The sequence below is a fragment of the Kocuria sp. CPCC 205263 genome, assembly GCF_040981075.1.
In the GTDB taxonomy this organism is placed as follows: Bacteria; Actinomycetota; Actinomycetes; order Actinomycetales; family Micrococcaceae; genus Kocuria; species Kocuria rosea.
Window position 1 is genome coordinate 449,843 of record NZ_JAVKPV010000003.1, and the last position, 22,601, is coordinate 472,443.

Annotated in this window: 25 protein-coding genes and 1 pseudogene; 17 read left to right on the forward strand and 9 right to left on the reverse strand. The window is 67.2% G+C overall.

Annotated features, from left to right (window positions below; genetic code table 11):
• Nucleotides 1–51: 51 nt before the first annotated feature.
• Nucleotides 52–177 (reverse strand): hypothetical protein, encoded by a 126-nt coding sequence (locus RF647_RS06910; protein WP_368811131.1) that lies wholly within the window; start codon nt 175–177, stop codon nt 52–54.
• Between RF647_RS06910 and RF647_RS06915 the strand changes: the two genes are divergently transcribed.
• Nucleotides 152–1,378: a cation:proton antiporter gene (locus RF647_RS06915; protein WP_368811128.1), complete on the forward strand. Its 1,227-nt coding sequence runs from the start codon at nt 152–154 to the stop codon at nt 1,376–1,378. The two genes, RF647_RS06910 and RF647_RS06915, sit on opposite strands and share 26 nt — an antisense overlap.
• A 415-nt stretch (nt 1,379–1,793) precedes the next feature.
• On the forward strand, nt 1,794–1,952 hold the full coding sequence (locus tag RF647_RS06920) for a zinc transporter permease (RefSeq protein WP_368811094.1): 159 nt from the start codon (nt 1,794–1,796) through the stop codon (nt 1,950–1,952).
• Nucleotides 1,953–2,229: 277 nt separating this feature from the next.
• Here the strand turns inward: RF647_RS06920 and RF647_RS06925 are convergent, their stop codons facing one another.
• From RF647_RS06925 to RF647_RS06935, 3 genes are all read right to left on the reverse strand, one after another.
• Nucleotides 2,230–2,424, reverse strand: a complete 195-nt coding sequence (locus RF647_RS06925) for a hypothetical protein (protein WP_368811095.1) — start codon at nt 2,422–2,424, stop codon at nt 2,230–2,232.
• 329 nt (nt 2,425–2,753) lie between these two features.
• Nucleotides 2,754–3,563, reverse strand: a complete 810-nt coding sequence (locus tag RF647_RS06930) for a methyltransferase domain-containing protein (RefSeq protein WP_368811096.1) — start codon at nt 3,561–3,563, stop codon at nt 2,754–2,756.
• 294 nt (nt 3,564–3,857) lie between these two features.
• The gene (locus RF647_RS06935; protein ID WP_368811129.1) at nt 3,858–5,111 is read right to left on the reverse strand and encodes an IS256 family transposase; all 1,254 of its coding nucleotides are present in this window, start codon (nt 5,109–5,111) and stop codon (nt 3,858–3,860) included.
• A gap of 101 nt (nt 5,112–5,212) precedes the next feature.
• Between RF647_RS06935 and RF647_RS06940 the strand changes: the two genes are divergently transcribed.
• On the forward strand, nt 5,213–6,046 hold the full coding sequence (locus RF647_RS06940; RefSeq protein ID WP_368811097.1) for an IS5 family transposase: 834 nt from the start codon (nt 5,213–5,215) through the stop codon (nt 6,044–6,046).
• A 53-nt stretch (nt 6,047–6,099) separates the two neighbouring features.
• Here the strand turns inward: RF647_RS06940 and RF647_RS06945 are convergent, their stop codons facing one another.
• The 3 genes and pseudogenes from RF647_RS06945 to RF647_RS06955 all read right to left on the reverse strand — a co-directional run bounded on the left by RF647_RS06945 (nt 6,100) and on the right by RF647_RS06955 (nt 7,174).
• The gene (locus tag RF647_RS06945) at nt 6,100–6,378 is read right to left on the reverse strand and encodes a hypothetical protein (RefSeq protein WP_368811098.1); all 279 of its coding nucleotides are present in this window, start codon (nt 6,376–6,378) and stop codon (nt 6,100–6,102) included.
• Between the two features lie 202 nt (nt 6,379–6,580).
• Nucleotides 6,581–6,754, reverse strand: a pseudogene (locus tag RF647_RS06950) (GuaB1 family IMP dehydrogenase-related protein); the annotation flags it as partial.
• Between the two features lie 126 nt (nt 6,755–6,880).
• Nucleotides 6,881–7,174: a hypothetical protein gene (locus RF647_RS06955; protein WP_368811099.1), complete on the reverse strand. Its 294-nt coding sequence runs from the start codon at nt 7,172–7,174 to the stop codon at nt 6,881–6,883.
• A gap of 183 nt (nt 7,175–7,357) precedes the next feature.
• Here RF647_RS06955 and RF647_RS06960 point away from each other — a divergent pair, with 183 nt between their 5' ends.
• The 7 genes from RF647_RS06960 (at nt 7,358) to RF647_RS06990 (ending at nt 12,134) form a co-directional block, all read left to right on the forward strand.
• Entirely contained in the window at nt 7,358–7,663 is a 306-nt protein-coding gene (locus RF647_RS06960) for a DUF4193 domain-containing protein (protein WP_368811100.1), read from the forward strand.
• Between the two features lie 361 nt (nt 7,664–8,024).
• Nucleotides 8,025–8,390: a hypothetical protein gene (locus RF647_RS06965; protein ID WP_368811101.1), complete on the forward strand. Its 366-nt coding sequence runs from the start codon at nt 8,025–8,027 to the stop codon at nt 8,388–8,390.
• A 362-nt stretch (nt 8,391–8,752) separates the two neighbouring features.
• Nucleotides 8,753–8,971, forward strand: a complete 219-nt coding sequence (locus RF647_RS06970) for a hypothetical protein (protein WP_368811102.1) — start codon at nt 8,753–8,755, stop codon at nt 8,969–8,971.
• 10 nt (nt 8,972–8,981) lie between these two features.
• Nucleotides 8,982–9,116, forward strand: a complete 135-nt coding sequence (locus RF647_RS06975) for a hypothetical protein (RefSeq protein WP_368811103.1) — start codon at nt 8,982–8,984, stop codon at nt 9,114–9,116.
• Between the two features lie 689 nt (nt 9,117–9,805).
• Nucleotides 9,806–10,636, forward strand: coding sequence for an oxidoreductase (locus tag RF647_RS06980; protein WP_368811104.1), 831 nt, complete (start codon nt 9,806–9,808; stop codon nt 10,634–10,636).
• Between the two features lie 576 nt (nt 10,637–11,212).
• Nucleotides 11,213–11,929: a TetR/AcrR family transcriptional regulator gene (locus RF647_RS06985; RefSeq protein ID WP_368811105.1), complete on the forward strand. Its 717-nt coding sequence runs from the start codon at nt 11,213–11,215 to the stop codon at nt 11,927–11,929.
• Entirely contained in the window at nt 11,910–12,134 is a 225-nt protein-coding gene (locus RF647_RS06990) for a hypothetical protein (RefSeq protein WP_368811106.1), read from the forward strand. The genes RF647_RS06985 and RF647_RS06990 overlap by 20 nt, the downstream gene beginning before the upstream one ends.
• 9 nt (nt 12,135–12,143) lie before the next feature.
• Here RF647_RS06990 and RF647_RS06995 read toward each other — a convergent pair whose 3' ends face one another.
• Entirely contained in the window at nt 12,144–12,650 is a 507-nt protein-coding gene (locus tag RF647_RS06995) for an IS5 family transposase (RefSeq protein ID WP_368811107.1), read from the reverse strand.
• 207 nt (nt 12,651–12,857) lie between these two features.
• Here RF647_RS06995 and RF647_RS07000 point away from each other — a divergent pair, with 207 nt between their 5' ends.
• The 4 genes from RF647_RS07000 to RF647_RS07015 all read left to right on the forward strand — a co-directional run bounded on the left by RF647_RS07000 (nt 12,858) and on the right by RF647_RS07015 (nt 18,100).
• A complete protein-coding gene (locus RF647_RS07000; RefSeq protein ID WP_368811108.1) occupies nt 12,858–13,013 on the forward strand; it encodes a hypothetical protein in 156 nt (51 codons plus the stop codon).
• A gap of 433 nt (nt 13,014–13,446) precedes the next feature.
• A complete protein-coding gene (locus RF647_RS07005) occupies nt 13,447–15,225 on the forward strand; it encodes a CocE/NonD family hydrolase (RefSeq protein ID WP_368811109.1) in 1,779 nt (592 codons plus the stop codon).
• Between the two features lie 171 nt (nt 15,226–15,396).
• Nucleotides 15,397–16,653: an alpha/beta hydrolase family protein gene (locus RF647_RS07010; protein ID WP_368811110.1), complete on the forward strand. Its 1,257-nt coding sequence runs from the start codon at nt 15,397–15,399 to the stop codon at nt 16,651–16,653.
• Nucleotides 16,654–17,089: 436 nt separating this feature from the next.
• Nucleotides 17,090–18,100, forward strand: a complete 1,011-nt coding sequence (locus RF647_RS07015) for an IS481 family transposase (RefSeq protein WP_368811111.1) — start codon at nt 17,090–17,092, stop codon at nt 18,098–18,100.
• Nucleotides 18,101–18,261: 161 nt separating this feature from the next.
• Here RF647_RS07015 and RF647_RS07020 read toward each other — a convergent pair whose 3' ends face one another.
• Nucleotides 18,262–18,621, reverse strand: a complete 360-nt coding sequence (locus tag RF647_RS07020) for a universal stress protein (protein WP_368811112.1) — start codon at nt 18,619–18,621, stop codon at nt 18,262–18,264.
• 246 nt (nt 18,622–18,867) lie between these two features.
• On the opposite strand from RF647_RS07020, the gene RF647_RS07025 reads away from it, so the two are divergent.
• The 3 genes from RF647_RS07025 to RF647_RS07035 are packed head-to-tail and all read left to right on the forward strand — an operon-like array spanning nt 18,868 to nt 21,957.
• Nucleotides 18,868–19,881 carry a tripartite tricarboxylate transporter substrate binding protein gene (locus RF647_RS07025; RefSeq protein WP_368811113.1) on the forward strand — a complete coding sequence of 338 codons (1,014 nt, stop codon included), beginning with the start codon at nt 18,868–18,870 and terminating at the stop codon, nt 19,879–19,881.
• Nucleotides 19,881–20,450 carry a tripartite tricarboxylate transporter TctB family protein gene (locus RF647_RS07030; protein ID WP_368811115.1) on the forward strand — a complete coding sequence of 190 codons (570 nt, stop codon included), beginning with the start codon at nt 19,881–19,883 and terminating at the stop codon, nt 20,448–20,450. The genes RF647_RS07025 and RF647_RS07030 overlap by 1 nt, the downstream gene beginning before the upstream one ends.
• A 1-nt stretch (nt 20,451) precedes the next feature.
• Nucleotides 20,452–21,957: a tripartite tricarboxylate transporter permease gene (locus RF647_RS07035; protein WP_368811116.1), complete on the forward strand. Its 1,506-nt coding sequence runs from the start codon at nt 20,452–20,454 to the stop codon at nt 21,955–21,957.
• Nucleotides 21,958–22,601 lie beyond the last annotated feature (644 nt).

Here is a 22,601-nt window from a genome sequence, read left to right on the forward strand (position 1 = left end):
CCCGGCGAGCACGGTTGCCGTCGCAGGAGTCGCCCCAGGCGCAGTGCCGAGTCACTGCGGGAACGAGGTTGAGGTGTTCGAAGCACCGAGTCTGATTTTTGCGGCCGCGGGTTTGGCCGTGTTCGCCGCCGCACTGCTGCCGCGGCTGCTGATGCGAGCACCGGTGTCGATGCCCATGGTGTTCCTGGGCGCAGGCGTGGTGATTTTCTCCCTGACTGAAAGCCTGCCGGATCCGGATCCAGTGGCTTACAGCGACGTCACGGTCCATCTGAGCGAGATTTGCGTGATCATCTCATTGATGGGTGCGGGCCTGGCCCTGGACCGCCCAGTGGGGCTCAAGCGATGGGCCACCACCTGGCGGCTGCTGGGCATCGCGATGCCGCTGTGCCTGCTCGCGGTGACCCTGCTGGGGTTATCGATGCTGGGGCTGAGCCTGGCCGCCGCCGTGCTCGTGGCGGCGGCCCTGGCCCCCACCGACCCGGTCTTGGCCTCCGAGGTGCAGGTCGCAGCACCCTCGGAGGCCCAAGAGGACCTCGACGGCGAGGACGAGGTCCGCTTCGGACTCACCTCCGAGGCCGGGCTCAACGACGGCCTGGCCTTCCCCTTCGTCTATCTCGCCATCGCCCTCAGCATCGTGGGGACCGCCCCCGCGGCGTGGTTGCCGCACTTCACCGCCGTAGACGTGGTCTGGCGGATCGCCATCGGCTGCCTCGCGGGATTCGCGGTGGGCAAGCTGCTGGGCCGGATCTTCTTCCGCTCCCCGATCGACAGCGTCCGCATGGCCTCCCACTCCGAAGGCTTCGTCGCCCTGGCCGCGACCTTCCTCACCTACGGCCTGACCGAGATGATCGAAGGCTACGGGTTCATCGCCGTGTTCGTGTGCGCGGTGACCATCCGGGCCGGTGAGCGGACCCACGGCTACCACGGCGTGCTGCACAGCTACATCGAACAGCTCGAGCGCCTGCTCACCGTGGTAGTGCTCGTGCTCCTGGGCGGGGCCGTCGCCCGCGGACTGCTCGCCGGCCTCACCTGGTCCGAGGTCCTGGTGGCCGCGGCCTTCCTGCTGCTCATCCGTCCCCTGGCCGGGTGGATCAGTTTGGCCGGGGGCCGCACCGGCCCGTGGGAACGCGCCGTGATCGCCTTCTTTGGCGTGCGCGGCATCGGCTCGGTCTACTACCTGGCCTACGCCCTGTCCAAGGGCGAGTTCGCCGCGGAGGACCAGATGCTGTGGCGGATCGTGGGGCTGGTAATCGTCGCCTCAATCGTGGTCCACGGGGTCACCGCCGGGCCCGTCATCACCTTCATCGACCGAGCCCGGCAGCGCAAGGCCGTGCGCGAGACAGGCACCGAAGCGGCCGCACCCCACACCCCCCTCTGACACGCCCCTCCGCCCCGAAGCGGGCACGAGGGATCGTGCTGCCGGCTCCGAAGGCTGAACGTCACGTCCACCTCCCTCGACATGCCATTTGCTCGGCCCGGGTAGATTCACCACCCATTACCTCTCACATCACGAGGTGGGCACGGTCACTGCGCCATGGCCACCCTGCAGGATGGGGCAGTCCTCGCTCTCCGGACCGAGACAATAAACCGCAACCAGCAACGGCACCGCAACCACGACGGGCCCTGTCCAAGCGCCCGCTGAGAAACTTCTACTGCAGCGTCAGAAGCATCCCGCTCGGGCGGGGCCGGCTCGTGCGCTGATGCGCCGGGGCGAGGTATTGCTAAGTGCCCGGGACCGATGCTGCACTGGATGGACGGGCCTGCCTTGGGCCCTGACGATCAAGGGCATCATCATGGCTGACCACGACAAGCAAGCAGAGCACACCAAGGCGGAGCACACCCGCGGGGAGAACTGCGGACACAACACCGTCGAGCACGGCGACCACGTGGACTATCTCCACGACTTCCACCGGCATTCGGAGCACGAGGACCATTACGACGAGTGCGGGTAGCCCACCCCTGTGGTACCCCAAAGCCTCTGCCCGATGCAGGGGCTTCTGGCTATGCGCTGACCAACGGTCGCGAAGGAACCTCATACCGGCAACGCTTGCCCACGAAGTGCTGAAGGTTTCCTTGACTAGCGTCCCCTACCGCATCGGGGGGGCATCCTGGCCGGCCCGTACCGGCTGAGGGCCCCGACGGTCCGTGGAATCCCTGCATCCCTCCTCCGGAACCCCGGTGGACAGGTAGGACCAGATCCGTGATGCGTTCCCTCGGCCGGAGCGCTGGTCAGTCGCGGCGGATGGCCCGCCAGATGACCACCACGATGACTGCGGCCACGACCACAGCGATGACCAGGACGCCGAGAAGAACCAGCCCCAACGCCCCCACGCCACTGCGGCCGAGAAGCCACCCCGGAGCCGGGCCCCCGCCGAGCAGCAGCGCGGCGGTGAGCAATAACGTGCGGGCGACAGAAGGTCCCATCACCTCCCATTCTCCCGCCCCGGAACCTCATCAGCACCCGAGAGGGCCCTAAATGATCTCCCCCGTCGGGCGCTACCCGAAAGCACCGGAACACCTGCGCCCACACAGCATCCTTGAAGGCACCATGGTCCGCACGAAATGTGGCCGATGCTGGCCTCACGGCCGACATCATTCCGATGACCTCGCCTGGCGGCCTGCCTCTAACGAGCCATATGTAAAGCAGGAGCGTCTAGCAGGCGATCACCCCGGGGCCGGAGTTCCCGTGCGGTGTCCGAGGCCTTTCTCCGGCCGACCCGGACCACAGGGATGGCGCCGCGGATACGGGTCCCTCAGCCGGGGTCCCGCTCCGTGCGGGCGGTGATGATGTGCCCCCGCATCGGCAGTTCCAGGCGTCCGTTGGCGGTCCGGAAGGGCTGGAGGGCCTCCCTCGTGTCCTCGAAGATCCGGGTGTAGGCCTCGCCCGAAAGGCGCTGTCGCAGCGGGGTGCCATCGACCTCGGTCGCGACGAACTCCTCGACGGATGGGAAGGCGGCGGTGTCCGTGCGGGTCAGCGTGTCGACGACCCGCAGGCCGGCGGCGACGAGTCCCTCGGTCAGCTCGGTGAGGTCGCCCAGCCGCCAGTACGTACTGATCACGTCGACCGCTGCCGGGCCCGCGTGGCGGGCGACGACCTCGTAGAACGGTGCCCAGGCGGTCTGCGCCCGGAGCTCGTCCCAGACCTGTACGGCCACCGTCCCCTCAGGGACCACCACGCGCGCCATTTCCCGCAATGCGCGGCCCGGTTCCGCGACGAACATCAGCCCGGCCTGGCACAGCACCACGTCGAAGGAGCGGTCCGGGAACGGCAGGGCGAGGGCGTCCGCCTGGACCCACTCGAGGTCGGGGGAGACACGCCGCGCGACGGCGAGCATGCCGGCGTTGACGTCGAGCCCCACGACGCGTCCGCGTCCCTGCAGGAGGCGCGCCGCCTCCCGTGCCACCACACCGGTCCCGCAGGCGACGTCGAGGACCGACTGCCCCGGCCGGACACCGGCGGCCCGCACGAGGTGCGGGGCCCAGCGCCCGAACAGGGCCGGCACGAACTGCGCTTCGTAAACCTCCGCCGCGTCCACGAAAACCTGGAAATCGTCACTGGCCATCGTCCGTGCCTCCAACAGCTCCGGTGCCGTTCCGTGTGATGTCCAGTCAACCACCGGGGTCATCCTCGGACCAGCTCCATCTCCTCACAACTCAGCACAGTTGGGAACACTGGAACAGCACCACCTAGCGCCACTTCACTGGGAGAAGACATGCACACGTCCTCCGCATCAGGACCGGCAAGGGCAGCACAACTTACTCCTGGTCTCAAAACCTGATCGGTTGTTGCCCGCTTCCCTTCGAGTGGCCGACCAGGGACTGTCCGATAAACGGTGTGTGGGGCCCGGCGGTTTTCATCAGTGAGCGGTTCTCTCAAACCGTCCGGCGAAGGTGATCGCGAACGCGTTCAGCGCCGGCTTCCACCTCATCACCCAGCGTGCTCTACCGCCGCCGGTCGGATCAAGAGACCTGGTGACGAGGTAGAGGCACTTCAGCGCAGCAGCCTCGTTCGGGAAGTGCCCGCGCGCCCGCACCGCCCTCCGGTAGCGGGCGTTGATCGACTCGATCGCGTTCGTCGTGCAGATCACCCGGCGAATCTCGACGTCGTACTCCAGGAAGGGCACGAACTCCGCCCAGGAGGACTCCCACAGCTGCACGATCGCCGGATACCGCTGGCCCCACTCGGCCGTGAACTCGGCGAACCGGTCCTTCGCCGCTTGTTCTGAAGGCGCGGTGTAGACCGGCTTGAGCGCCTTGACGATCCCGTCACGGTGCTGGCGGCCGGCGTAGCGGAAGGAGTTGCGGATCAGGTGCACGATGCACTGCTGAACCACCGTCTGCGTCCAGGTGGTGCTGATCGCCTCCGGCAGGCCCTTGAGCCCGTCGCAGACGGCGATGAGCACGTCCTCGACGCCCCGGTTCTTCAGCTCGGAGAAGACCTGCAGCCAGAACCGGGCGCCCTCGGCACCGTCACCGGCCCAGATCCCGAGGATGTCGCGTTCACCGTTCACGGTCACGCCCATGACGACGTAGAACGGCGTGTTGCGCACCTGCCCGTCGCGGACCTTCACCACAATCGCATCGACGAAGAGCACCGGGTAGAGCGGATCCAGCGGCCGCGAAGACCACTCGGCCAGCTCGCCGGCGACCTTCTCGGTGATCCGACTGATGGTGTCCTTGGAGACCTTCGCCCCGTAGACCTCCTCGAAATGCGCCGCGATCTCCCCGGTCGTCAGGCCGCGGGCCGACAGCGAGAGGACGATCTGGTCGATCCCGTCCAGACGCCGCTTGCGCTTGGGCACGATCACCGGCTCGAAGGACCCATCCCGGTCCCGGGGCACCTCGATCTCGACCGGGCCGATCTCGGTCAGCACCGTCTTCGACCTCGTGCCGTTGCGCATGTTGGCCGCGATCGGAGTCTGCCCGTGGTCGTGACCCAGGTGCTCGGTCAGCTCGGCTTCCAGGGCGGTTTCCAGCACGTTCTTCGTCAGCTGGTTCAGCAGCCCGCCGGGCCCGACCAGGCTCACGCCTTGCTCCTTCGCCTGGGCAAGCAGCCGCTCAGCGAGGTCCTTCTGATCGATGATCTCTCCCGTCACGGGATCGATCATCATGCCAGTCATCTCGGTCGTGGACTCTGACACGGCCGTCTCCTTTCGGATCAGGCCGGACCCTCACACACCGTTGTTCTTACAGTCCCGCCGACCATGCCTGCATGGCCACGAGGAAGTACCAGTGGATGGTCGATGACCGGCTGTGGGAGCCGATCGCCCCGCTTCTACCGCCTCCAGCCCCGGCGCGAGGCCCTTGTGGGCGGCCACGGATCGATGACCGGGCGGCCCTGGAGGGGATCCTATTCGTGCTCCACACCGGATGCCGGTGGCGGGATCTGCCCGTGGAACTGGGCTGCGGTTCGGGGCACACCGCCTGGCGCCGGCTGCACCACTGGCAGCAGGCCGGAGTGTGGGAGCAGCTCCACCGAGCAGTGCTCGAGGAGCTCTCCGAGGAGGAAATCCTCGACTGGTCCGGGGCCAGCATCGACTCGGTGTCCGTACGGGCCAAAGGGGGGGGCGAGCTGACCGGTCCGAACCCCACTGACCGCGGGAAACCGGGGACGAAGTACCACCTGCTCACCGACCGCAACGGCTTGCCCCTGCACGTACTCGCCTCGGCGGCCAACGTCCACGACAGTCGGCTCTTCGGAACACTTCTGGACACCAACCCTGGTGTGCGCGGTCGGCGAGGACATCCGGGTCGGCCACGGCGCCGACCGCAGAAGCTGCACGCGGACAAGGGTTATGACTACCCCAGGTGCCGGCGTTACCTGCACCGCCGAGGGATCAAGGTCCGCATCGCCCGACGTGGGATCGAGGACAAGAACCACCTCGGTCGGCACCGCTGGGTGGTGGAGCGCACCATCTCTTGGGTCCTGCGCTTCAAGCGACTCGGCCTCCGCTACGACCGCACCGAGGCGACCTTGCTCCCGTTGCTGCTGCTTGCGGTCACCCTCATCAACCTCCGCCGTCTGAACCCGGCAACCGAGTTATGAGACCAGGTGTAAGTCAACGTCACCTGATCGTGCGGCAGTTCCGAGATCAGCTTTTACTCGCCGTTGACACCCTGTCCATCGGTGGGCGATTCCGGCTCAGTGGGCCACTCCAGCCCGTATGCCTCTACGAGTGCTTGCGGGGAACCGTAGTGGTTCGGGTCCTTACCGGCGCGCTGGGCGGCCGCTATTGCCTCGAGGAGAGCTTCAGAGCGCACTTGCATCCAGGGGCCATCGAGGAGAGCCTGCTCGATGGCCGCCTGGAACTCGGGGTTGAGGGCAGCCCATTTCGCTTGAGCCCACATTTCCTCGGGGCTCTGCTGGTGGTGGGTCATGGTGGTGCTCCTGTCGTGTGGGGTGCCCTCTGGGGTCCTCAGGTGCGTGACGTCCTTGATTTTGTCATCCGTCGAACCATCCGATGCCTTCTTACCTGCCCCATGGACGATCATCGAGAACCGGAACGAGGGGGACAACAGAGGGGTCGACGGCCCCTCAATGAGTCGGTGAAGCCTCCAGTGTGTCGGAGGCTGGGGCTGGTCAGGACCAGCTGACCGCCCGGGCTCGGCCTTCTTCGTAGCCGGAGGCGGACTGGATGCCGACCACCGCACGAGCCGCGAACTGCTCCAAGGTCGTGGCCCCGGCGTAGGTCATGGAGCTGCGTACCCCGGCAGTGATGGGGTCCACCAGGTCCTCCACCCCAGGCCGCTGCGGCATCGACCGCTCAGGACAATCCATGACATGCAGTAGCCGCAAGACCCATGCCTGCCATTAGCTGGGATCTATGTAAGGTGCTGCTGCCCGGGATTTGCCCCGAAGGGGTTCGGTGGCCGCACGCAACTAGCTCTGGCTCGAGCGCACCGGCAGCGATGGTGCCGGGACTGCCCTCGACGGCTGCAACCCGTGCCGGCGGGCCTGTAGTTCCGCTTCCATCTGGTCAGCCCACAGGCGCGACTGGTGCTCAAAGTTCGACACGAACCCGATGGCCAGCACCACCACCGCGGCCACCAGGATGGCGATCAATGCAGGCTCCGGCACGCCACCTGACCCGACCGACATGCACAGTCCGGCGGTGGTCACCGCGGCTGCAAGCCCGCCAGTACCTGTGGTGACGGTGATCAGCGTGACTGCCATCGGACTACCTTCTTTGAGCTGCGCCTAAACTTTAGTCTATTTCATACACCACAGTAACTTGATGTGTCAACATATCTGGGAGGCCCCGCGCCCCATCCCCAGTTCACTGGAATAGGGAGGCTCCCGCCTCAGTTGTGGTCGATGCCGAGATCTCTTCACGCTCAAAGGAGCACGCCCCACATCATGGCCACCGATTACGACGCCCCGCGCACCCGGCCCGAGGACGAGCCGGCCAACGAGTCCCTGGAAGCAATCCAGGCCCAGCGCAGCGCCACCACCCAGACCGCGGTCATCGACGCCGAGGACTTCGACACCGCCGAGGGCATCGACCTGCCCGGCGCCGACCTCTCCCACGAAGAGCTCACCGTGGCCGTCATCCCGGAACAGGTCGACGAGTTCACCTGCGCCTCCTGCTTCCTGGTCCGGCACCGCTCCCAGCTGGCCCACCAGAAGAACGGGGCCAGCTACTGCACCGACTGCGAGGGCTGAGCCCCGCCGATCCGATCAGGTGTCGGGTGGGCTCCCTGCTGGTCTTCGCGGACCGCGCCGCCACCGAGGCGCACCTGGAGATCCTCGAGGCCGCCGCCATTGCTGAGGCGGCCTGGGAGTTGACGATCTTGTACATGGCGGGGATGGCCCCTGAGGTCGCCTCAGGGCAGAGGATCATCGGGCGCCCCGGACTGCAGCTCCAAGGTGGGCCCCCAGATCGCAGCTCTCAACGCCGCCGTGTACCGCCTGGACGTGGCGTCCCCCCCGTCTGCGCCCTCACCGGGGCTGGAGGTCCGAGAACGCCTTCCAATCACTGCCGTAACAGGGCGGTCTACCGCACCTGCGGTCCTAGACTCGCGGCATGTGCGCTGCGCTGTTGCTGGACCCGGGCTTCCACGTGAAGCCCCTGATCGGCACGGGCCCGGCCGGCCACCTGGCCACCGTCTCCTCCCTTCTCGTCTTCGAAGACTTCCGTGACGCGCTGCAGCACCTGGATGCCCTCACCATGCACCTCGAGCTCGGGGAGGTCGTGCTGGAGGTGGCGCCGAGACCGGTCCGTGCGCATGTGCCCGGCACCCTCAGCCCGGCCCGCCCCATCGGCTACCGGCTCGCCAACCGTGACGCTGGCGCTGCCGAGCTTGTCGCCCACCAGGTCGCGGCGCTCAACGCCGCGGCCGCCTGCCTGGGCATGACCGGTCTTGAGGCCCTGGACCCACTCGCCGGCTGAACGGCGGTGGGCCAGTTGCCGCACCCCGGCAACGCCTGATCGCTCCCGACTCCGCCGTGACGCCGACCGTGACCAACACGGAGGTGGCATTCGTCCAGCAGAACCGCTCCACCACGCTGTAGTCCGTCCACCACGCCAGCGTCATCCGCTCAGGCCTCCAGTGCCGGCTCGGATCCAAACGGCCGGTCTCCCCGATGGTGACCCCCTTGTTGGCGCGGCCACCAAGCCCGCCACCGAGTGCGGGGATTCCCCGCAAAAGGACCCCGGCCCGGTTTCGCCCTGACCTCCGTGGACACCTAACGAGAGGGTGGCTGCGCACCTTAGGATCGGGGCACCACTGCCGAGCAGGAAGGACCCGGACGATGACCCAGCAACCCGATGACCTCGGTGAGGCCAATGCCGAGGTGCAGCAGGAACACCTCAGCATCCTCGATGAGGACTCGCTGACCGCCAGCACCGACCGCAACTATGACCGTGTGGACGACGAGGCCCTCGGCCCGGTGACCGCTCAGCCCGCCGCGACGAACGCCTACAACCACGCCGATCCTCCGCGGCCGGCCGATATCGGCCAGGACGGCTGAAGGGGCGGACATGGACGGGCGCAACGACGGGGCAGACGCGGCCGCGGACATGCCCAGTGATGACGTCGAGATCCGCGACGAGGTGCGGGAGGCGGAGGAGGACTCCGACGACGAAGGGGTCAACGAGACCACCGACGAGGCATAGGAGTCGTTCTTCGACCCGCACGAGGCCGACCGGATCAGAGTCAGGGAAGACGGTACCGAGCCCCGGCACGACCAGCACGGCCCCTAGCCACCGCAGCAACCCCGCCAGGGCCCGCGCTCAGCACCGAGTGCGGGCCCTGACTGCGTGTGCGCGACCATGAGGGCGAGGCGGCGACCCCAAGGCAGGCCCTAATGCCACGACCCCTGCCTGCCCTGGTGCGCTCCGCCAGAGAGCTGCTGTCCGGCCATGAGTGAACCCACCATGCGGAAAGCGGTCCGCGATAAGGACCGTGCCGTGATGCGCGACGCCTCCGGTGAGCGGCTGGCCGAGTACCTCCAATGGGACGACGAAGGACTTGACCAGCTCATATCCACACGGGGGTGTCCTCCGCGTTCCGATCACCACCACCCAGTAATTCGAACACCCCGTGCCCACGAGGGGAAACAGCTGCTGCACCGGGGTCTTCCCGGGCAGCTCACGACAACTCTCGTTGCAGCAACGACCAGCACCGGCAGGTCCGGGGCGAGCCATATGTAAGCGAAAGGGGGCTGAAGCGCGATGAGACGTCACCGGATGGTGCGGCAGTCCCGTCCCCGACGACTACGCGAGAGGTTGCAGGCCCTGGGCACGTCATGATCCGGTCCTTTAGCCTGTTTCCACGCACCACTGCCCCTATGAAGGGAACGTCCATGGCCACCTGGCTTATCACCGGTTGCTCGTCCGGACTCGGTCGCGCCTTCGCCGAAGCCGTCCTCGCCCACGGCGACAACGCAGTCGTCACCGCCCGCGACGTGGCCAAGGTCCAGGATCTCGCTGACGCCCACCCCGACACCGCACTTGCCGTCCCGCTCGACGTCACCGACGACGCGCAGGTCACCGCCGCCGTGGCCGCGGCAGAGGCACGCTTCGGCGCTGTCGACGTCCTCGTCAACAACGCCGGCTACGGCTACCGGGCCGCCGTCGAAGAAGGCGAGGACGGACCCGTCCACCAGCTCTTCGACACGCACGTGTTCGGCACCGTACGCACTATCAAAGCGGTCCTGCCGGGAATGCGGGCCCGCCGGTCCGGCACAATCGTGAACCTCTCCTCGATCGGCGCGCGGATCTGCCCGGAGGGCTCCGGGTACTACGCGGCCGTCAAGGCCGCGATCGAGGCGCTGACATTGTCACTGCGCAAAGAAGTCGTCCCGCTCGGGATCAACGTGATGGTCATCGAACCCGGCGCGTTCCGCACCGACTTCGCCGACCGGTCCCTGACGCAGTCGGCGGAACCGATCGCCGACTACGCCCAGACCGCGGGACGGCGCCGCAAGGAGCACGACACCGTGCACGGCACCCAGATGGGCGACCCCGCGAAAGCCGCCGCCGCACTCATCACCGCCGTCGAGTCCGACAAGGTGCCCTACATGCTGCTGCTCGGCAACGACGCCTCCGACGCTTTCCGAGCCGCACTCGACACGCTGCGCAGCGAGGTCGACAGCTGGGAGTCCCTCAGCCGAAGCACCGATTTCGACGCCTGAACGACAGGGACCGTCATGTCCGAGCACAGCCCGGTCCTGCACACGGTCATCAAGTTCGCGCCCACAGGCCTCGGTACCACCGATCCCGGGCACCTTCGTGACGGTGACCCTCGTTCGGATCTATCCGGGCCGCGCCCCAGGCACGACCATCCTCCACCGCAGACGCGATCTAAGCCCGATGCGACTCCTCGGCATGTCTACCTCGGTGCTGCGCGGGATCGTCGATGGCGAAACGGCCGGACCACTGCTGTCAATCCTGCTCTGCGCCGGCTTCGAAGTCTTCGTTACCTGACTGATTGTCAGCGGCCTGGATAACACCCGTACCGTCACCTGCCCGCACGGACCTTTTCCGCACCCCCGTGCCGGTCTGGTGCTCGTCCTCGCCGCCATGACCACCGTCTTCAGCCTGTTCCGCGCCAGTACATCCATCACCACACACTTCGACTAGGGCCTGTCCTGCGAATCGAGAGGTTCACCCCGACGACCCGATGGCAGAGGGAAGGTAACTACTCTTCCCCACCTTTCCTTAACGGCGTACAGTCAATTTAACGTTGTTAACCCAAGCGGGGAGTAACTATGGAAGCCGCTCCTGCTCGCCGTCGAGGAGCCCGTGCGCACCGCGGCGGGAGTGTCTGGTTGCGTCAGCCCTCTGAGCGGGTGGCCCGGGCCTCCCCGTTATCGCGCGTACAGATCGTGGAAGTAGCTGTGGCGATCCTGGACGAAAGCGGCATCGAGGGGCTGACCATGCGGTCCTTGGCCCAGCGCCTGGAGGTCACGGCCACGGCCCTCTACTGGCACGTTTCCTCGAAGGAGGACGTCCTGGACCTGGCCTTCGACCACGTCTTCGGTGAGGTCCGCGTCCCAGAACCCGGCCCGGACTTCACCCAAGAGGTTGAGGAGCTATTGCTGAGCTGGCGAGCAGCCATGCTGCGCCACCCCTGGTCACCGACCCTGATCGGTCGCCCGGTCCAGGGACCCAACGTGGTCGCCCGCACCGCTTGCCTCCAAGCGGCGCTGGTCCGCGGCGGTTTGGCCGACCACGGACTGACCGTCGCTACCCATCTGCTGGCCAACTATGTGATCGGCGCCTGCCTCACGGAGGCGACCTGGCACCAGCACCACGACCCGGACCTGCCCGCCCGAGCACAGGCCCCCCTGGCAGTCAACGCCCAGCTGTATCCCACCTTCACCGACCAAGAGCACCTAGAGGATCACGACTCGGAGAAGGAGCTTTTCCTCGCCGGGGCCCGCACGATCCTAGGAGCACTGCGCCATGGCCCTGTTACGGGTTGAACTCGATGCTGAGCGCGACCGTGCCCACCGTTTCGACGAGCTCGTCACCCACGGCGCCCCCTTCCCCAAGGAACGGGAGCTGGCGATCGATGAGGCATGGTCCCGCGGCTACACCCCCACCGGAAAGGTCATCTACCGAGGCATCGGCCAAGGCCAGCCGCCCACACTGAAGTTCGACGTCGAAGTTGACACCACCACCCGCTGACCGATGCGGTCACCGGAGCCACAGGACCGTGGCCGCGAGCAAGAGTTCGGCCCGGTAGTAGGCGGCACGTTTGGCGTATCGGGTGGCGAGATCGCGGAACTGCTTGAGCCGGTTGAAGCACCGCTCGACCACATTGCGCGCCCGGTAGAGGAGCTCGTAAATGTCCGGCGGGCGCCCACCGCGAGCACCCTTATCGATCCGGTGCGTGGCCTGGTCGAGTCGTTCAGGACTGACGAAACGCACCTTCCGTCGACGCATCTCCGGCCGCGTGGAGGGATGGGAGTACGCCTTGTCCGCCACCACGGCCTGCGGCCGAGTTTGTGGCCGGCCGGGACCACCTCGGGGCACGCGGATACCATCGAGCACCGGAAGCAATTGGGGATTGTCCCCGGCCTGCCCGCCGGTCAGCACCACGCTCATCGGCAGTCCACGCCCGTCCGTGGCGAGGTGAACTTTGGTGCTCAGGCCACCGCGGGAGCGGCCCAACCCTTCATCGCTGACGGCAAGAGCTTCCACGGCGGGAGCGCAGCCCCCTTTTTGCGGGCCCCAGGTACAGCAGCTAACGCGTTGAGGTCGAGTCGGAGAACGAAGAATGCTCTGCGCCGACGACTGCCAGCCCCGTCGCCCTCAGTGTCCTTGAAACTTCAAATAAACGTCCCCTAGGGAGCCATATGTAAATCGGGTGGTGCGCCACCTCGGCTGGATGTCTTCTAGGGTGCGGCCATGGCCGCCCTCACCCGCCCCAGTATCCTGGCAGATGTCCGCGCGATCGCCGCCGCCGACCCCGCCGAACAAGGCACCGGTGCGAAGCTGCTGAGCTACCCGGGGCTGCACGCGGTGGCCGCCCATCGACTCGCCCACCGTCTGTGGTCGACCTGATGGGGCAAGCCTGCCGTCGCCGTCGCCGATCGCATGCCGGCGGTAAATCACCACTAATCATGGAAACGCCTTTTAAACCGTTGTTGTGACTGTCCCTTCTGATCGAAAGTGGCTGGCAGTAGGTTTTATGCATATCGGGGTGTGCTCAGTCCTTTGTGTATCTACTTTCACAGTTCCACCGGCAATTGGTTCGTTGTCCTTTAGGGCTGTGGTCGCACTGCATGCACTGAGCGCAACACCTTTCCGGGTCGCTGGTGGGTAGCCGCTGAGGTTGCCCGGAAAGGCGTGGGGGCGGGTCACCAGTTCGGGAGTTGCCACCGCGCAGGTGCGGTGTAGGCGTCGGTCGGAGGTGGGTCACAACCAGGGGCGTCCTTGTCGCGCGGTGGGGCTGGGACTTAGCCTGCGAGCATTACTGTTCTGGAGGGGAACTCCTATGGAAGCTGTGGCGGCGTCCGGCCTCGGTGAGGGGCAACGACGGCTGAACGGGCCCCAGACCAGTGGGCGCACCTATGAAAATCTCTCCGAGGCCAGGTACCGGACGCTCACGGAGCGTAATGTACCCATTGCGGTGGCTGACGGAGTGGAACTCCTAGCCGATGTGCATCGTCCGGACGCCGACGGGCCGTTTCCTGTCCTAGTGGCCGCCTCCCCGTACCCACGTCAGATTCAGAACGTCGGGGCGCCGATGGGTTTCATCGAGGCCGGCCAGACGGAATTTTTCGTTCCTCGTGGGTATGTTCATGTCATCGTGAACGTTCGCGGTACGAACGGGTCGGGTGGGCAGTGGACGCTTTTTGATGAGACGGAGCGTCAGGATCTGCATGCCGTCATTGAATGGGCTGCCGCCCAGCCGTGGTCCAGTGGTGATGTGGGCGTGATCGGCATCAGCTACTTTGCGATGGCCCAGCTCGCTGCGGCTGTGACGCGTCCTCCGCATCTGCGGGCGATTTTTCCCGTTGCTGTCTCCTCCAACCTGTACGACCTCGTGTATCCGGGTGGGGTGTTGAACCACCGGTTCATCGAGGGGTGGATCACGGCAGTCGGCATCGCCGCCACCCGCAGCGACGAGTTGCTGCGGGGTCCGCTGGTGAAGGGTCTACGGGAAATCCTCGCGCGACCACGAGTGCATGCCCGGTTGGCGCACCTCAACGGTGAGTCCGCCTTGGCCACTATCCAGAAATTCATTCGTGGCAGTTATCCGCACGAGCCGTGGGACCAAATTTGGGAAGACTTCACCGTCACCCACCCTGTGCGCGACACCTTTTGGGCACAGCGCGACCTCACCGACCTGCTGGAACGGATACGGATCCCGGTGTATCTGGGGTGCGACTGGGATAATGTCCCCGTCCACCTGCCCTCCACCTTCGATACGTGGGCCCGGCTGCAGGACATCCCTGAGGACGTGCGTCCACCCGTGCGCATGACCGTCCTCGCTCCGGGAGGATTGGGCTGGCCCTGGGAGAGCCTGCACATTGAGGCGCTGGCGTGGTTCGACCACTGGCTCAAGGATCATGACACGGGCATCCTCACCGGCCCGCCGATCAGATATCGCATGCCCGGTGCTCCGCAGTGGCACACGGCTGACCAGTGGCCGCCGCCGGAGAGCACCCTGACTGCTTTCCATCTCACCAGCAACGGTGCCCTGGCCATCGACCCGGATCGGCAGGCGCTGGGAACTCGCCGTTACCTCGTCCACGGCCAACTCATGACGCGCGCCAAGGCAACCCATCCCCCCTCTCTGCCAGCCTGCCTCCAGTGGAGCACTACACCGCTCGTAGAAGACCTGGAGATCGCGGGCAACATCGAACTCGAACTGCACGCGGCCATCACCGGAACGGACACGAGCTGGATCATCGCTTGGCAGGACATCGACGCCACCGGCCGAGCGCACCTGGTCACTGCCGGCTGGCTGCGCGCGAGCCTGCGGACGGTAGACGCACGAGCGAGCCGGCCCGGCAGACCGGTCCTGCCCTGCACCCGAGCCACCACGATCCCGCCGGGTGAAATCGAGACCTACCGGATCCCCCTCGTTCCCAACGCACGGCATGTTCCCCGCGGACATCGCCTCCAGCTCACCGTCGGCACTTCGGACACCGCCCCTGACAGCGCGCCCGCCGCCTTGGGCTTCACCCACCTCGACATCGGAGAGCCATCGGTGAACACGGTCTTCGACACCTCCACCCTGCATCTGCCCCTGCGAACAGCCAACTAGCGCTGCGCGGGGGCCGATCTGTGCGGAAAGCGAGGCCGGTCCGGCCGGACCTCGTACCCAGAAGCCGATGACTCATCCGATGCGTCCTCTCGCCCGGCTGACACCCTCGATGTTCGGCGCATCCACCGATGCGCCCCGACCGGCACACCGTCGAAAGCAGGTTCCACAACCTTGGACACCACAGCACAGACCCCCCCTGTCCCCGGCTCGCCGTTGTCCGAGGGCGGGCGGTTCTTCACCGAGGACGACTTCCATGGTGCCGCCCGCTTCGCGGTGGGCAAGGCGACCCAGGGGGTGATGGACCTCGGCATGGTTCTCGCCACCCTGGGCCGGATCACCGACGGAGACCCCCGGAGCTGGTTCCAGGAATGGGTCCGCACGGGCCAGCAACTGGAACGACAGGCCACCACCAGCAGCGCGGCCGGTCACCCACTGAGCGCTGGGTGGTTTCTTCTCGGCGCCGCCGAGTGCTACTCCCGCGCGCTGGCGTTCATTGCTGGCATGGACGACGACAGCGCGCTCCTGCCGACCTTCCAGGCCCACCGGCGATGCTGGGACGCTTTCCTCCACCACTCCCGCGGACAGCATTTGGCCGTGCCGGTGCCCTACGAGGACGCCAATCTGCCGGGTTACCTGTTCCGCCCCGATGCGACCGGCATCGCCCGCACCACACTGGTGATCACCAACGGCAGTGACGGTTCGCTGTCGGGACTGTGGGCAGAGGGCATCGTAGCCGGCTTGGCTCGGGGCTGGAACGTCTTCGTCTACGACGGTCCCGGCCAGCAGTCCATGCTCTTCGAACGTGGTGTGCCCTTCCGCCATGACTGGGAGCACGTCCTCACCCCGGTGGTCGACGCCCTTCTCGAACGCGAGGATGTGGACGGGCGCCGCCTGGTGGCCTCCGGGATCAGTCAGGGCGGGTACTGGTTGCCACGCGCACTGGCCTTCGAGCACCGATTCGTCGCCGCCGCCGTTGACGGCGGCGTCTGGGACGTCTCACGCGCCTGGAACGCGAACCTGCCCGAGCCGATGCTCCAGCTCCTCGCTGCCGGTGACCGTGACACCTTCGACCACTACATGGCCTCAGGCCCAGCGGATCCGGTGCAGGAACGCACCTTCCGGTTCCGCGCACGCCCCTACGGCCAGTTCACCTCCGCCTTCGACCTGTTCACCGCGGTCAGCCGGTACCGTCTCGATGAGGTCGCCGCCTCCATCACCACCCCGATGCTGGTGTGCGACCCTGACGACGAGGAGTTCTTCCCGGGACAGCCGCAGCAACTCTACGACGCGCTGACCTGTGAGAAGGAGCTCGCACGGTTCAGGCGGGAGGACGGGGCCAACCATCACTGCGAACCATGGGCCCGGACACTCGTCGGGGCACGCATGTGCGACTTCTTCGACCGCCACCTGGAACAGGCGCCGCAGTGAACCGTGCTCCGGACGGCCCCGGGACCCTGACACCGGCGAGGGCCCACATCAGCAATCCCCGCCCCTGGCGCCCGAGGACCCTGGGGTTGAGCAGGACCTGATCAACTCCCGCCCTAGACCGCACCCTCGACGCCCACAGGTCCGACAGGACGCAGCGCCACCAGATACGAGAACCCCGTGGCGCAGCGACCGATAGCCGGCCATATGTAAAGCAGGCGGGACCGACCCATTTTGCCCCGGCGTCCATCACCCGATGGGCCCGTTCGAAGGCTGGGTTTGCACCCCGGGCCTCCGAGCGAGGAACGCCTGCAAGGCCACCCCTAGGTGTTGCGGGGCATGAGGTTCTTGGCACGGGTGCGTCGGTGAGATGAGGAACGGGCTCCCCGCCACAGGATGGAAGTTCCTACACCGTCCGCCCGCACGAAAGAGCCCGTTCATGACCCACATTAACGCACCCCTGACCCCGACCGGCCGGCTGCGCATGGTCCGCCGCCACCTCGAGGACGGGATCCCCAAGGCCCACGTTGCCGCAGAGTTCAAGGTCAGCCGACCGACGGTGGCCACCTGGGTGGCCCGCTACCTCGCAGCCGGCGAGGCCGGACTGGCCGATCGTCCCTCGACGCCGCGGCGCAGCCCTCAACGCACCCCGGCGGCGGTCGTCGAGTCGATCGAGACCTTGCGCCGGGAACGGAAATGGTCGGCCAGGCGCATCCACCGCCACCTGCGCGGTCTCGGGCACGAACGGCACCTGCGCACCGTGGGACGGTGGCTGGCCCGCCTGGGGATCTCCCGCCCGCGCGACCTCACCCCGGACGGGGACGACCTGCGCCGCCCGCCGCGACGGATCCGTGCAGCGTGGCCCGGACACATGATCCATCTCGATGTGAAGAAGGTCGGACGGATCCCCGACGGCGGCGGGTGGCGGGCTCACAGCCGTGGCAGCGCTGTGGCCAAGCAGGCCAAGCGCGGGACCGGAGCGAAGGTCGGCTACACCTACCTGCACTCGGCCGTGGACGGCTTCTCGAGACTGGCCTACACCGAGGCCCTCGAGGACGAGAAGGCGGTGACCACGATCGGGTTCTTCAGCCGAGCCCGGGCGTTCTTCGCCGCCCACGGCATCACCCGGCTGCACCGGGTCGTCACCGACAACGACGCCAACTACCGGGCCAAGGACTTCACCCGCACCGTCACCTCTCTGGCCGGCCGGCACCAGCGCATCAAGCCCTACACGCCCCGCCACAACGGCAAGGTGGAGCGGTATAACCGGCTGCTGGCCGAGGAGGTCCTCTACGTCCGCCCCTACGCCAGTGAGCAGGCCCGACGGGAGGCGATCGGGGTGTGGGTGAACCACTTCAATTTTTATCGGCCGCATACCGCCTGCGGCGATCAGCCCCCGGCCTCACGAACCCCGGCCCGCGCCAATAACGTCATGCCCACTTACACCTAGGGCAACGCCAGGGCACGAAACGTGCATGCCGGGGTTTCATACCCCTGGCGTCGCAGTAAGGATGTCAACGTCGGCTGGGCCCTGCGTGTCAGGGCGGCGCTGACCACCAGAAACCAGAGCCACGCCCCGGGCCGAGCAGCACGGATTCCCCGGGCCATGCCTCAGGAGCGCCGGGGCTTGACCGCGATCACCGGGGCGTTGGCCTCGAGGAGCACCTGCTGGGCGGCGCTGCCGAGCAGCAGCTTGCCCACGGGGCTGCGGTGCTTCACGCCGATCACCACGGCGGAGGCGTTCACCTGCTCTGCGGCGTCGAGGAGCTCGCCCACGGCGTCCCGGTTGCGGGTGTCGGGGGTGCGGAAGGTGACGGGCACGCCGTCGAGCTCCCCGGTCTCGGGGTCGAGCTGGGTGCCCCCGAGGTTGAAGACCAGCAGGTCCTCCTGGCGGCGTCGGGCCTCCTCGACCGCGGCCGCCAGGGCGGCCTCGCCCTCGGGGGTGCTGGTTCGGGCAACGACGACGGTCATGGGAGCCTCCGCGGTGGGTGTGATGGACGGACAGAGCGAGGTCCACCCTACGGCCGAACCTGTGACGCGCATCTCTCGTGGCGTGAGCAGAATGCGCAGAACCTGCACAACGATCATTACGCACAAAAGATCGGCCAAGGATCGGCACGTGATGGGTATCACTTAGGCTCGGGTGGGCGGCTCGCTCAGAGCTCAGTACTGCCCATTCTCGACGTTCCCCATCCTCGACCAAGGACAGTTGATCCCGTGAGTTCACCACCAGAGCAGACCCGGTCCAGAACCGGCCGCAAGCACCCCATCGTCATGGCGGTCTACGGCGTCGTGGTCTCCGTCGTGATCGGCTTGGCCGTCTTCTTTTCCTTCCAATCGGCCTCCGGTGGCTCGGACATCCGCGCCAACATGACCCTGATCGCCCCGGCCGGTGCCGGTGGCGGGTGGGACACCTTCATGCGGGAGCAACAGCAAGCCATGCGGACCAACAACATCGTCAACAACTCCACGGTGGTCAACATCCCCGGCGCGGCCGGGACCATCGGTCTGAGCGAGCTTTCCACCATGGAGGGCCAGGCGAACACCTTGATGGTCACGGGTGCGGGGCTGGTCGCCGGTGTCGCGCAGCTGGACTCGGCCGTCACGCACGACGACGTGCGCCCAATCGCCCGGATCGTTGAGGAGTACGACGTCGTCGTGGTCCCGGCCGACTCCCCGCACGAGACGATCGACGAGCTCGTCGAGGCGTGGCGGGCGAACCCGGCCGAGGTCGCCTGGACCGGTGGCGGTACCTTCGACCAGCTCGTGATGACCGAGCTCGCCCTGGCGGCCGGCGTCGAGCCCGACAAGACCACCTACATCCCCAACTCCGGTGGCGGTGAGGCCACTCAGGCCCTGATCACGGGCACCGCGGACGCGGCGACCTCCGGGTACATGGACGTGGCCGACCAGATCGAGGCCGGGCGGCTGAAGGCCCTGGGCATGGCAGCCCCGCAGCGGCTCGAGGGCGTCGAGATCCCGACCCTCACCGAGCTGGGCTACGCCGTGGACCTGGCGAACTGGCGGGCCATGGTGGCCCCCCCGGGGATCACCGACGAGGAGTTCGCCGAGCTGCGGGCCCTGGTCGAGGAGTCCATCGCCACCCCCGAGTGGCAGGAAGCCATCGAGCGCAACAAGTGGACCGAGGTGTACCTCGCCGGCGAGGAATTCGACGAGTTCATGGCCGCGGAGCAGGAGCGCATCGCCGCACTGGTAGAGGAGATTTCCTGATGAGCACCCCCACGTCCTCGCACACCGGCGCCGCAGGGGAGCACCTGACCGACACCCGGGCCCGACCCCAACCCGGGACGGCGACGTCCTGGTGGAGCGGGCGCAGCGGCCTCGTGGTGCCCGCGGTGATGGCCGCCTTCAGCACCTATCTGCTGATCGGGATCCTCACCATGGAGGTGCCCGAGGGCACCGACTTCCCCGGTCCCACGTTCTATCCGCTGATCCTCGTGGTCGCCGGCTACGTCCTGGCCGTCCTGCTCACCCTCCACTACCTGCGCACCCCAGAACACCCCGAGGAGCTCTCGGCGCGCACCTGGCGCACCTACTCGGACTGGTCCGCGGTGATTTGGACCATGGGCGGGTTCCTGGCGTTCGCGCTGACCCTCGAGGTGCTGGGCTGGATCCTGGCCGCCGCCCTGCTGTTCTGGGCCGTGGCCCGTGGCTTCGGCAGCCGCCGGGCCCTGTTCGACATCTCACTCGCCCTGGGCCTGTCCAGCGCGATCTACCTGGCATTCACCGTCGGCCTGGGCCTGAACCTCCCATCCGGCATCCTGGGAGGCGGTTTCTGACATGGACGCACTCAACCTGTTGATGGACGGGTTCGCCGGGGCGCTGACCCCCATGAACCTGCTGTGGGTGGTGGTGGGCTGTCTGCTCGGCACCGCCGTGGGCGTGCTGCCGGGCCTGGGCTCCTCCATGGCCGTGGCCCTGCTCCTGCCCATGACCTTCGCCCTGGACCCCACCGCGGCGTTCATCCTCTTCGCCGGCGTCTACTTCGGCGGTCTGTTCGGCGACTCGACGATGGCCATCCTGATGAACACCCCGGGCCAGGGCTCCGCGATCGCCTCGACGTTCGAGGGCCACAAGATGGCCAAGGACGGCCGAGCCCCGCAAGCCCTGGCCACCGCGGCGATCGGCGCCTTCATCGGCGGCATGGTCGCCTCCGTGGTCGTGGTCTTCCTGGCCCCGGCCCTGGCGGACTTCTCCGCGAACTTCGGCCCGGCCGAGTTCTTCGCGCTGGCACTGTTCGCCTTCGTGGCCACGTCCTCGGTGGTCTCCGACTCCGCGGTCAAGGGCCTGGTGTCCCTGGTGCTGGGCCTGGGCATCGCCACCGTGGGCATCGACGCGATCTCCGGCTCGGAACGCTTCACCTACGGCTCCCAGAACCTCTTCGACGGGATCTCCCTGGTGACCGTGTCCGTCGCGGTCCTCGCCCTGGGCGAGGTCCTGCACGTGGCCTCCCGGATCCGCCGCGACCCCGTGGCCCACGAGATGAAGGTCACCGGGCGTCCCTTCCTCTCCCGCGCGGAGTTCAAGGAGGCCGCTCCGGCGTGGGCGCGCGGCACCGCGATCGGCCTGCCCTTCGGCGTGATCCCGGTGGGCGGGGCCGAGGTGCCGACGTTCATGTCCTACGACCTCGAGCGCCGCATCGACCGCCGCCGCGCCAACCCCACGTTCGGCAAGGGCGCGATCCGCGGCCTGGCCGCCCCCGAGGCGGCCGGCAACGCCACCACCGGCACCGCTATGGGCGCACTGCTCGCCCTCGGCCTGCCGGTCTCCGCGACCGCGGCGATCATGCTCGCCGCCTTCCAGCAGTACGGCCTGCAGCCGGGCCCGCTGCTCTTCGACCGGGCCCCCGAGCTCGTGTGGGCGCTGCTGGCCAGCTTCTTCATCGCGATGGTCGTGCTGCTGGTCATCAACCTGCCCTTCGCCCAGCTGTGGGCCAAGCTGCTGCTGATCCCCAGCCAGTACCTGTACGCGGGGATCACCGTGTTCTGCGGACTCGGCATCTACGCCACCTCCGGGGCGGTCTTCGACCTGCTGCTGCTGCTCGGACTGGGCGTGCTGGGCTTCATCATGCGCCGCCACGGCGTGCCGGTGGCCCCCCTGCTGATCGGCATGGTGCTGGGCCCGCTGGCCGAGACCAGCCTGCGAGATGCCCTGCTGTCCTCCAACGGCGACTACTCGATCTTCGTGACCGGGCCCATCCCGCTGGTGCTCTACGGCCTGCTGTTCATCGTGCTGGCGCTGACCGTCCGGTCCAAGATCATCAACCGCGCCCGCCAGGACGTGTAGGACACCATCAAGAACGAAAGCAGTGGCGCAGCACCGAACCTCGGAGCTGCGCCACTGTCATCCCCACACATCCGCTCCCAATCCCATCGGGGTGTGGGTGTCCACATCTCCCCCCACCGAGGTTCGACACCCGCAATCCCGCCCTCTGCCCCGCAGCGCTTCGGCGAAGGCCAGCATGTTCTGCGTCAACCATCGATGCACGCGGAGAAACCCCTACTGCAACATCACCCTCGTGGAAAGTGGCCGGTAGCCGGCCATATGTATAGCGCGTGGGACCGCACCGCCCATGCGACTGCGTTCGGTGCTCACCGGGGAAGGCGCCGGTGGTGGCCAGTTGCTCAACCACCTCGCGCAGCGGATCGCCGAGAGCCTCCCAGCCACCGGCGCCCGTTTGATGGTGTAGCAGTGCACAAGCACGATCCTGACAGAGAAGACCAGGGACGAGGTCGGAGATGTGCGCCGGTTCCGTTCCTCCGGTCGGTTCACCACCAACACCGGCCCCTTACTTGCGGCCGGTGGTTGCCCCAGAAGGGCCATTGGAGAATGCACTATCCCTGGGACGATTTCGCCTTGACCGTGTAGATCGCGCCGGTCGAGACGTCCTCCTCGAGGGCCTCGAGCGTGCGTCCCCGGGTCTCCGGGAC

Coding starts and splice junctions, on each gene's coding strand:
- RF647_RS06910 (WP_368811131.1), bottom strand. CDS start 177: ATGGGCATCGACACCGGTGCTCGCATCAGCAGCCGCGGCAGCAGTGCG.
- RF647_RS07015 (WP_368811111.1), top strand. CDS start 17,090: ATGACCCACATTAACGCACCCCTGACCCCGACCGGCCGGCTGCGCATG.
- RF647_RS06965 (WP_368811101.1), top strand. CDS start 8,025: ATGTGCGCTGCGCTGTTGCTGGACCCGGGCTTCCACGTGAAGCCCCTG.
- RF647_RS06925 (WP_368811095.1), bottom strand. CDS start 2,424: ATGGGACCTTCTGTCGCCCGCACGTTATTGCTCACCGCCGCGCTGCTG.
- RF647_RS06915 (WP_368811128.1), top strand. CDS start 152: ATGCGAGCACCGGTGTCGATGCCCATGGTGTTCCTGGGCGCAGGCGTG.
- RF647_RS07035 (WP_368811116.1), top strand. CDS start 20,452: ATGGACGCACTCAACCTGTTGATGGACGGGTTCGCCGGGGCGCTGACC.
- RF647_RS06935 (WP_368811129.1), bottom strand. CDS start 5,111: ATGATGATCGATCCCGTGACGGGAGAGATCATCGATCAGAAGGACCTC.
- RF647_RS06955 (WP_368811099.1), bottom strand. CDS start 7,174: ATGGCAGTCACGCTGATCACCGTCACCACAGGTACTGGCGGGCTTGCA.
- RF647_RS06930 (WP_368811096.1), bottom strand. CDS start 3,563: ATGGCCAGTGACGATTTCCAGGTTTTCGTGGACGCGGCGGAGGTTTAC.
- RF647_RS06990 (WP_368811106.1), top strand. CDS start 11,910: ATGGCCCTGTTACGGGTTGAACTCGATGCTGAGCGCGACCGTGCCCAC.
- RF647_RS07000 (WP_368811108.1), top strand. CDS start 12,858: ATGGCCGCCCTCACCCGCCCCAGTATCCTGGCAGATGTCCGCGCGATC.
- RF647_RS06970 (WP_368811102.1), top strand. CDS start 8,753: ATGACCCAGCAACCCGATGACCTCGGTGAGGCCAATGCCGAGGTGCAG.
- RF647_RS06985 (WP_368811105.1), top strand. CDS start 11,213: ATGGAAGCCGCTCCTGCTCGCCGTCGAGGAGCCCGTGCGCACCGCGGC.
- RF647_RS06960 (WP_368811100.1), top strand. CDS start 7,358: ATGGCCACCGATTACGACGCCCCGCGCACCCGGCCCGAGGACGAGCCG.
- RF647_RS06920 (WP_368811094.1), top strand. CDS start 1,794: ATGGCTGACCACGACAAGCAAGCAGAGCACACCAAGGCGGAGCACACC.
- RF647_RS06975 (WP_368811103.1), top strand. CDS start 8,982: ATGGACGGGCGCAACGACGGGGCAGACGCGGCCGCGGACATGCCCAGT.
- RF647_RS06980 (WP_368811104.1), top strand. CDS start 9,806: ATGGCCACCTGGCTTATCACCGGTTGCTCGTCCGGACTCGGTCGCGCC.
- RF647_RS07005 (WP_368811109.1), top strand. CDS start 13,447: ATGGAAGCTGTGGCGGCGTCCGGCCTCGGTGAGGGGCAACGACGGCTG.
- RF647_RS07030 (WP_368811115.1), top strand. CDS start 19,881: ATGAGCACCCCCACGTCCTCGCACACCGGCGCCGCAGGGGAGCACCTG.
- RF647_RS07020 (WP_368811112.1), bottom strand. CDS start 18,621: ATGACCGTCGTCGTTGCCCGAACCAGCACCCCCGAGGGCGAGGCCGCC.
- RF647_RS06945 (WP_368811098.1), bottom strand. CDS start 6,378: ATGACCCACCACCAGCAGAGCCCCGAGGAAATGTGGGCTCAAGCGAAA.
- RF647_RS06940 (WP_368811097.1), top strand. CDS start 5,213: ATGGCCACGAGGAAGTACCAGTGGATGGTCGATGACCGGCTGTGGGAG.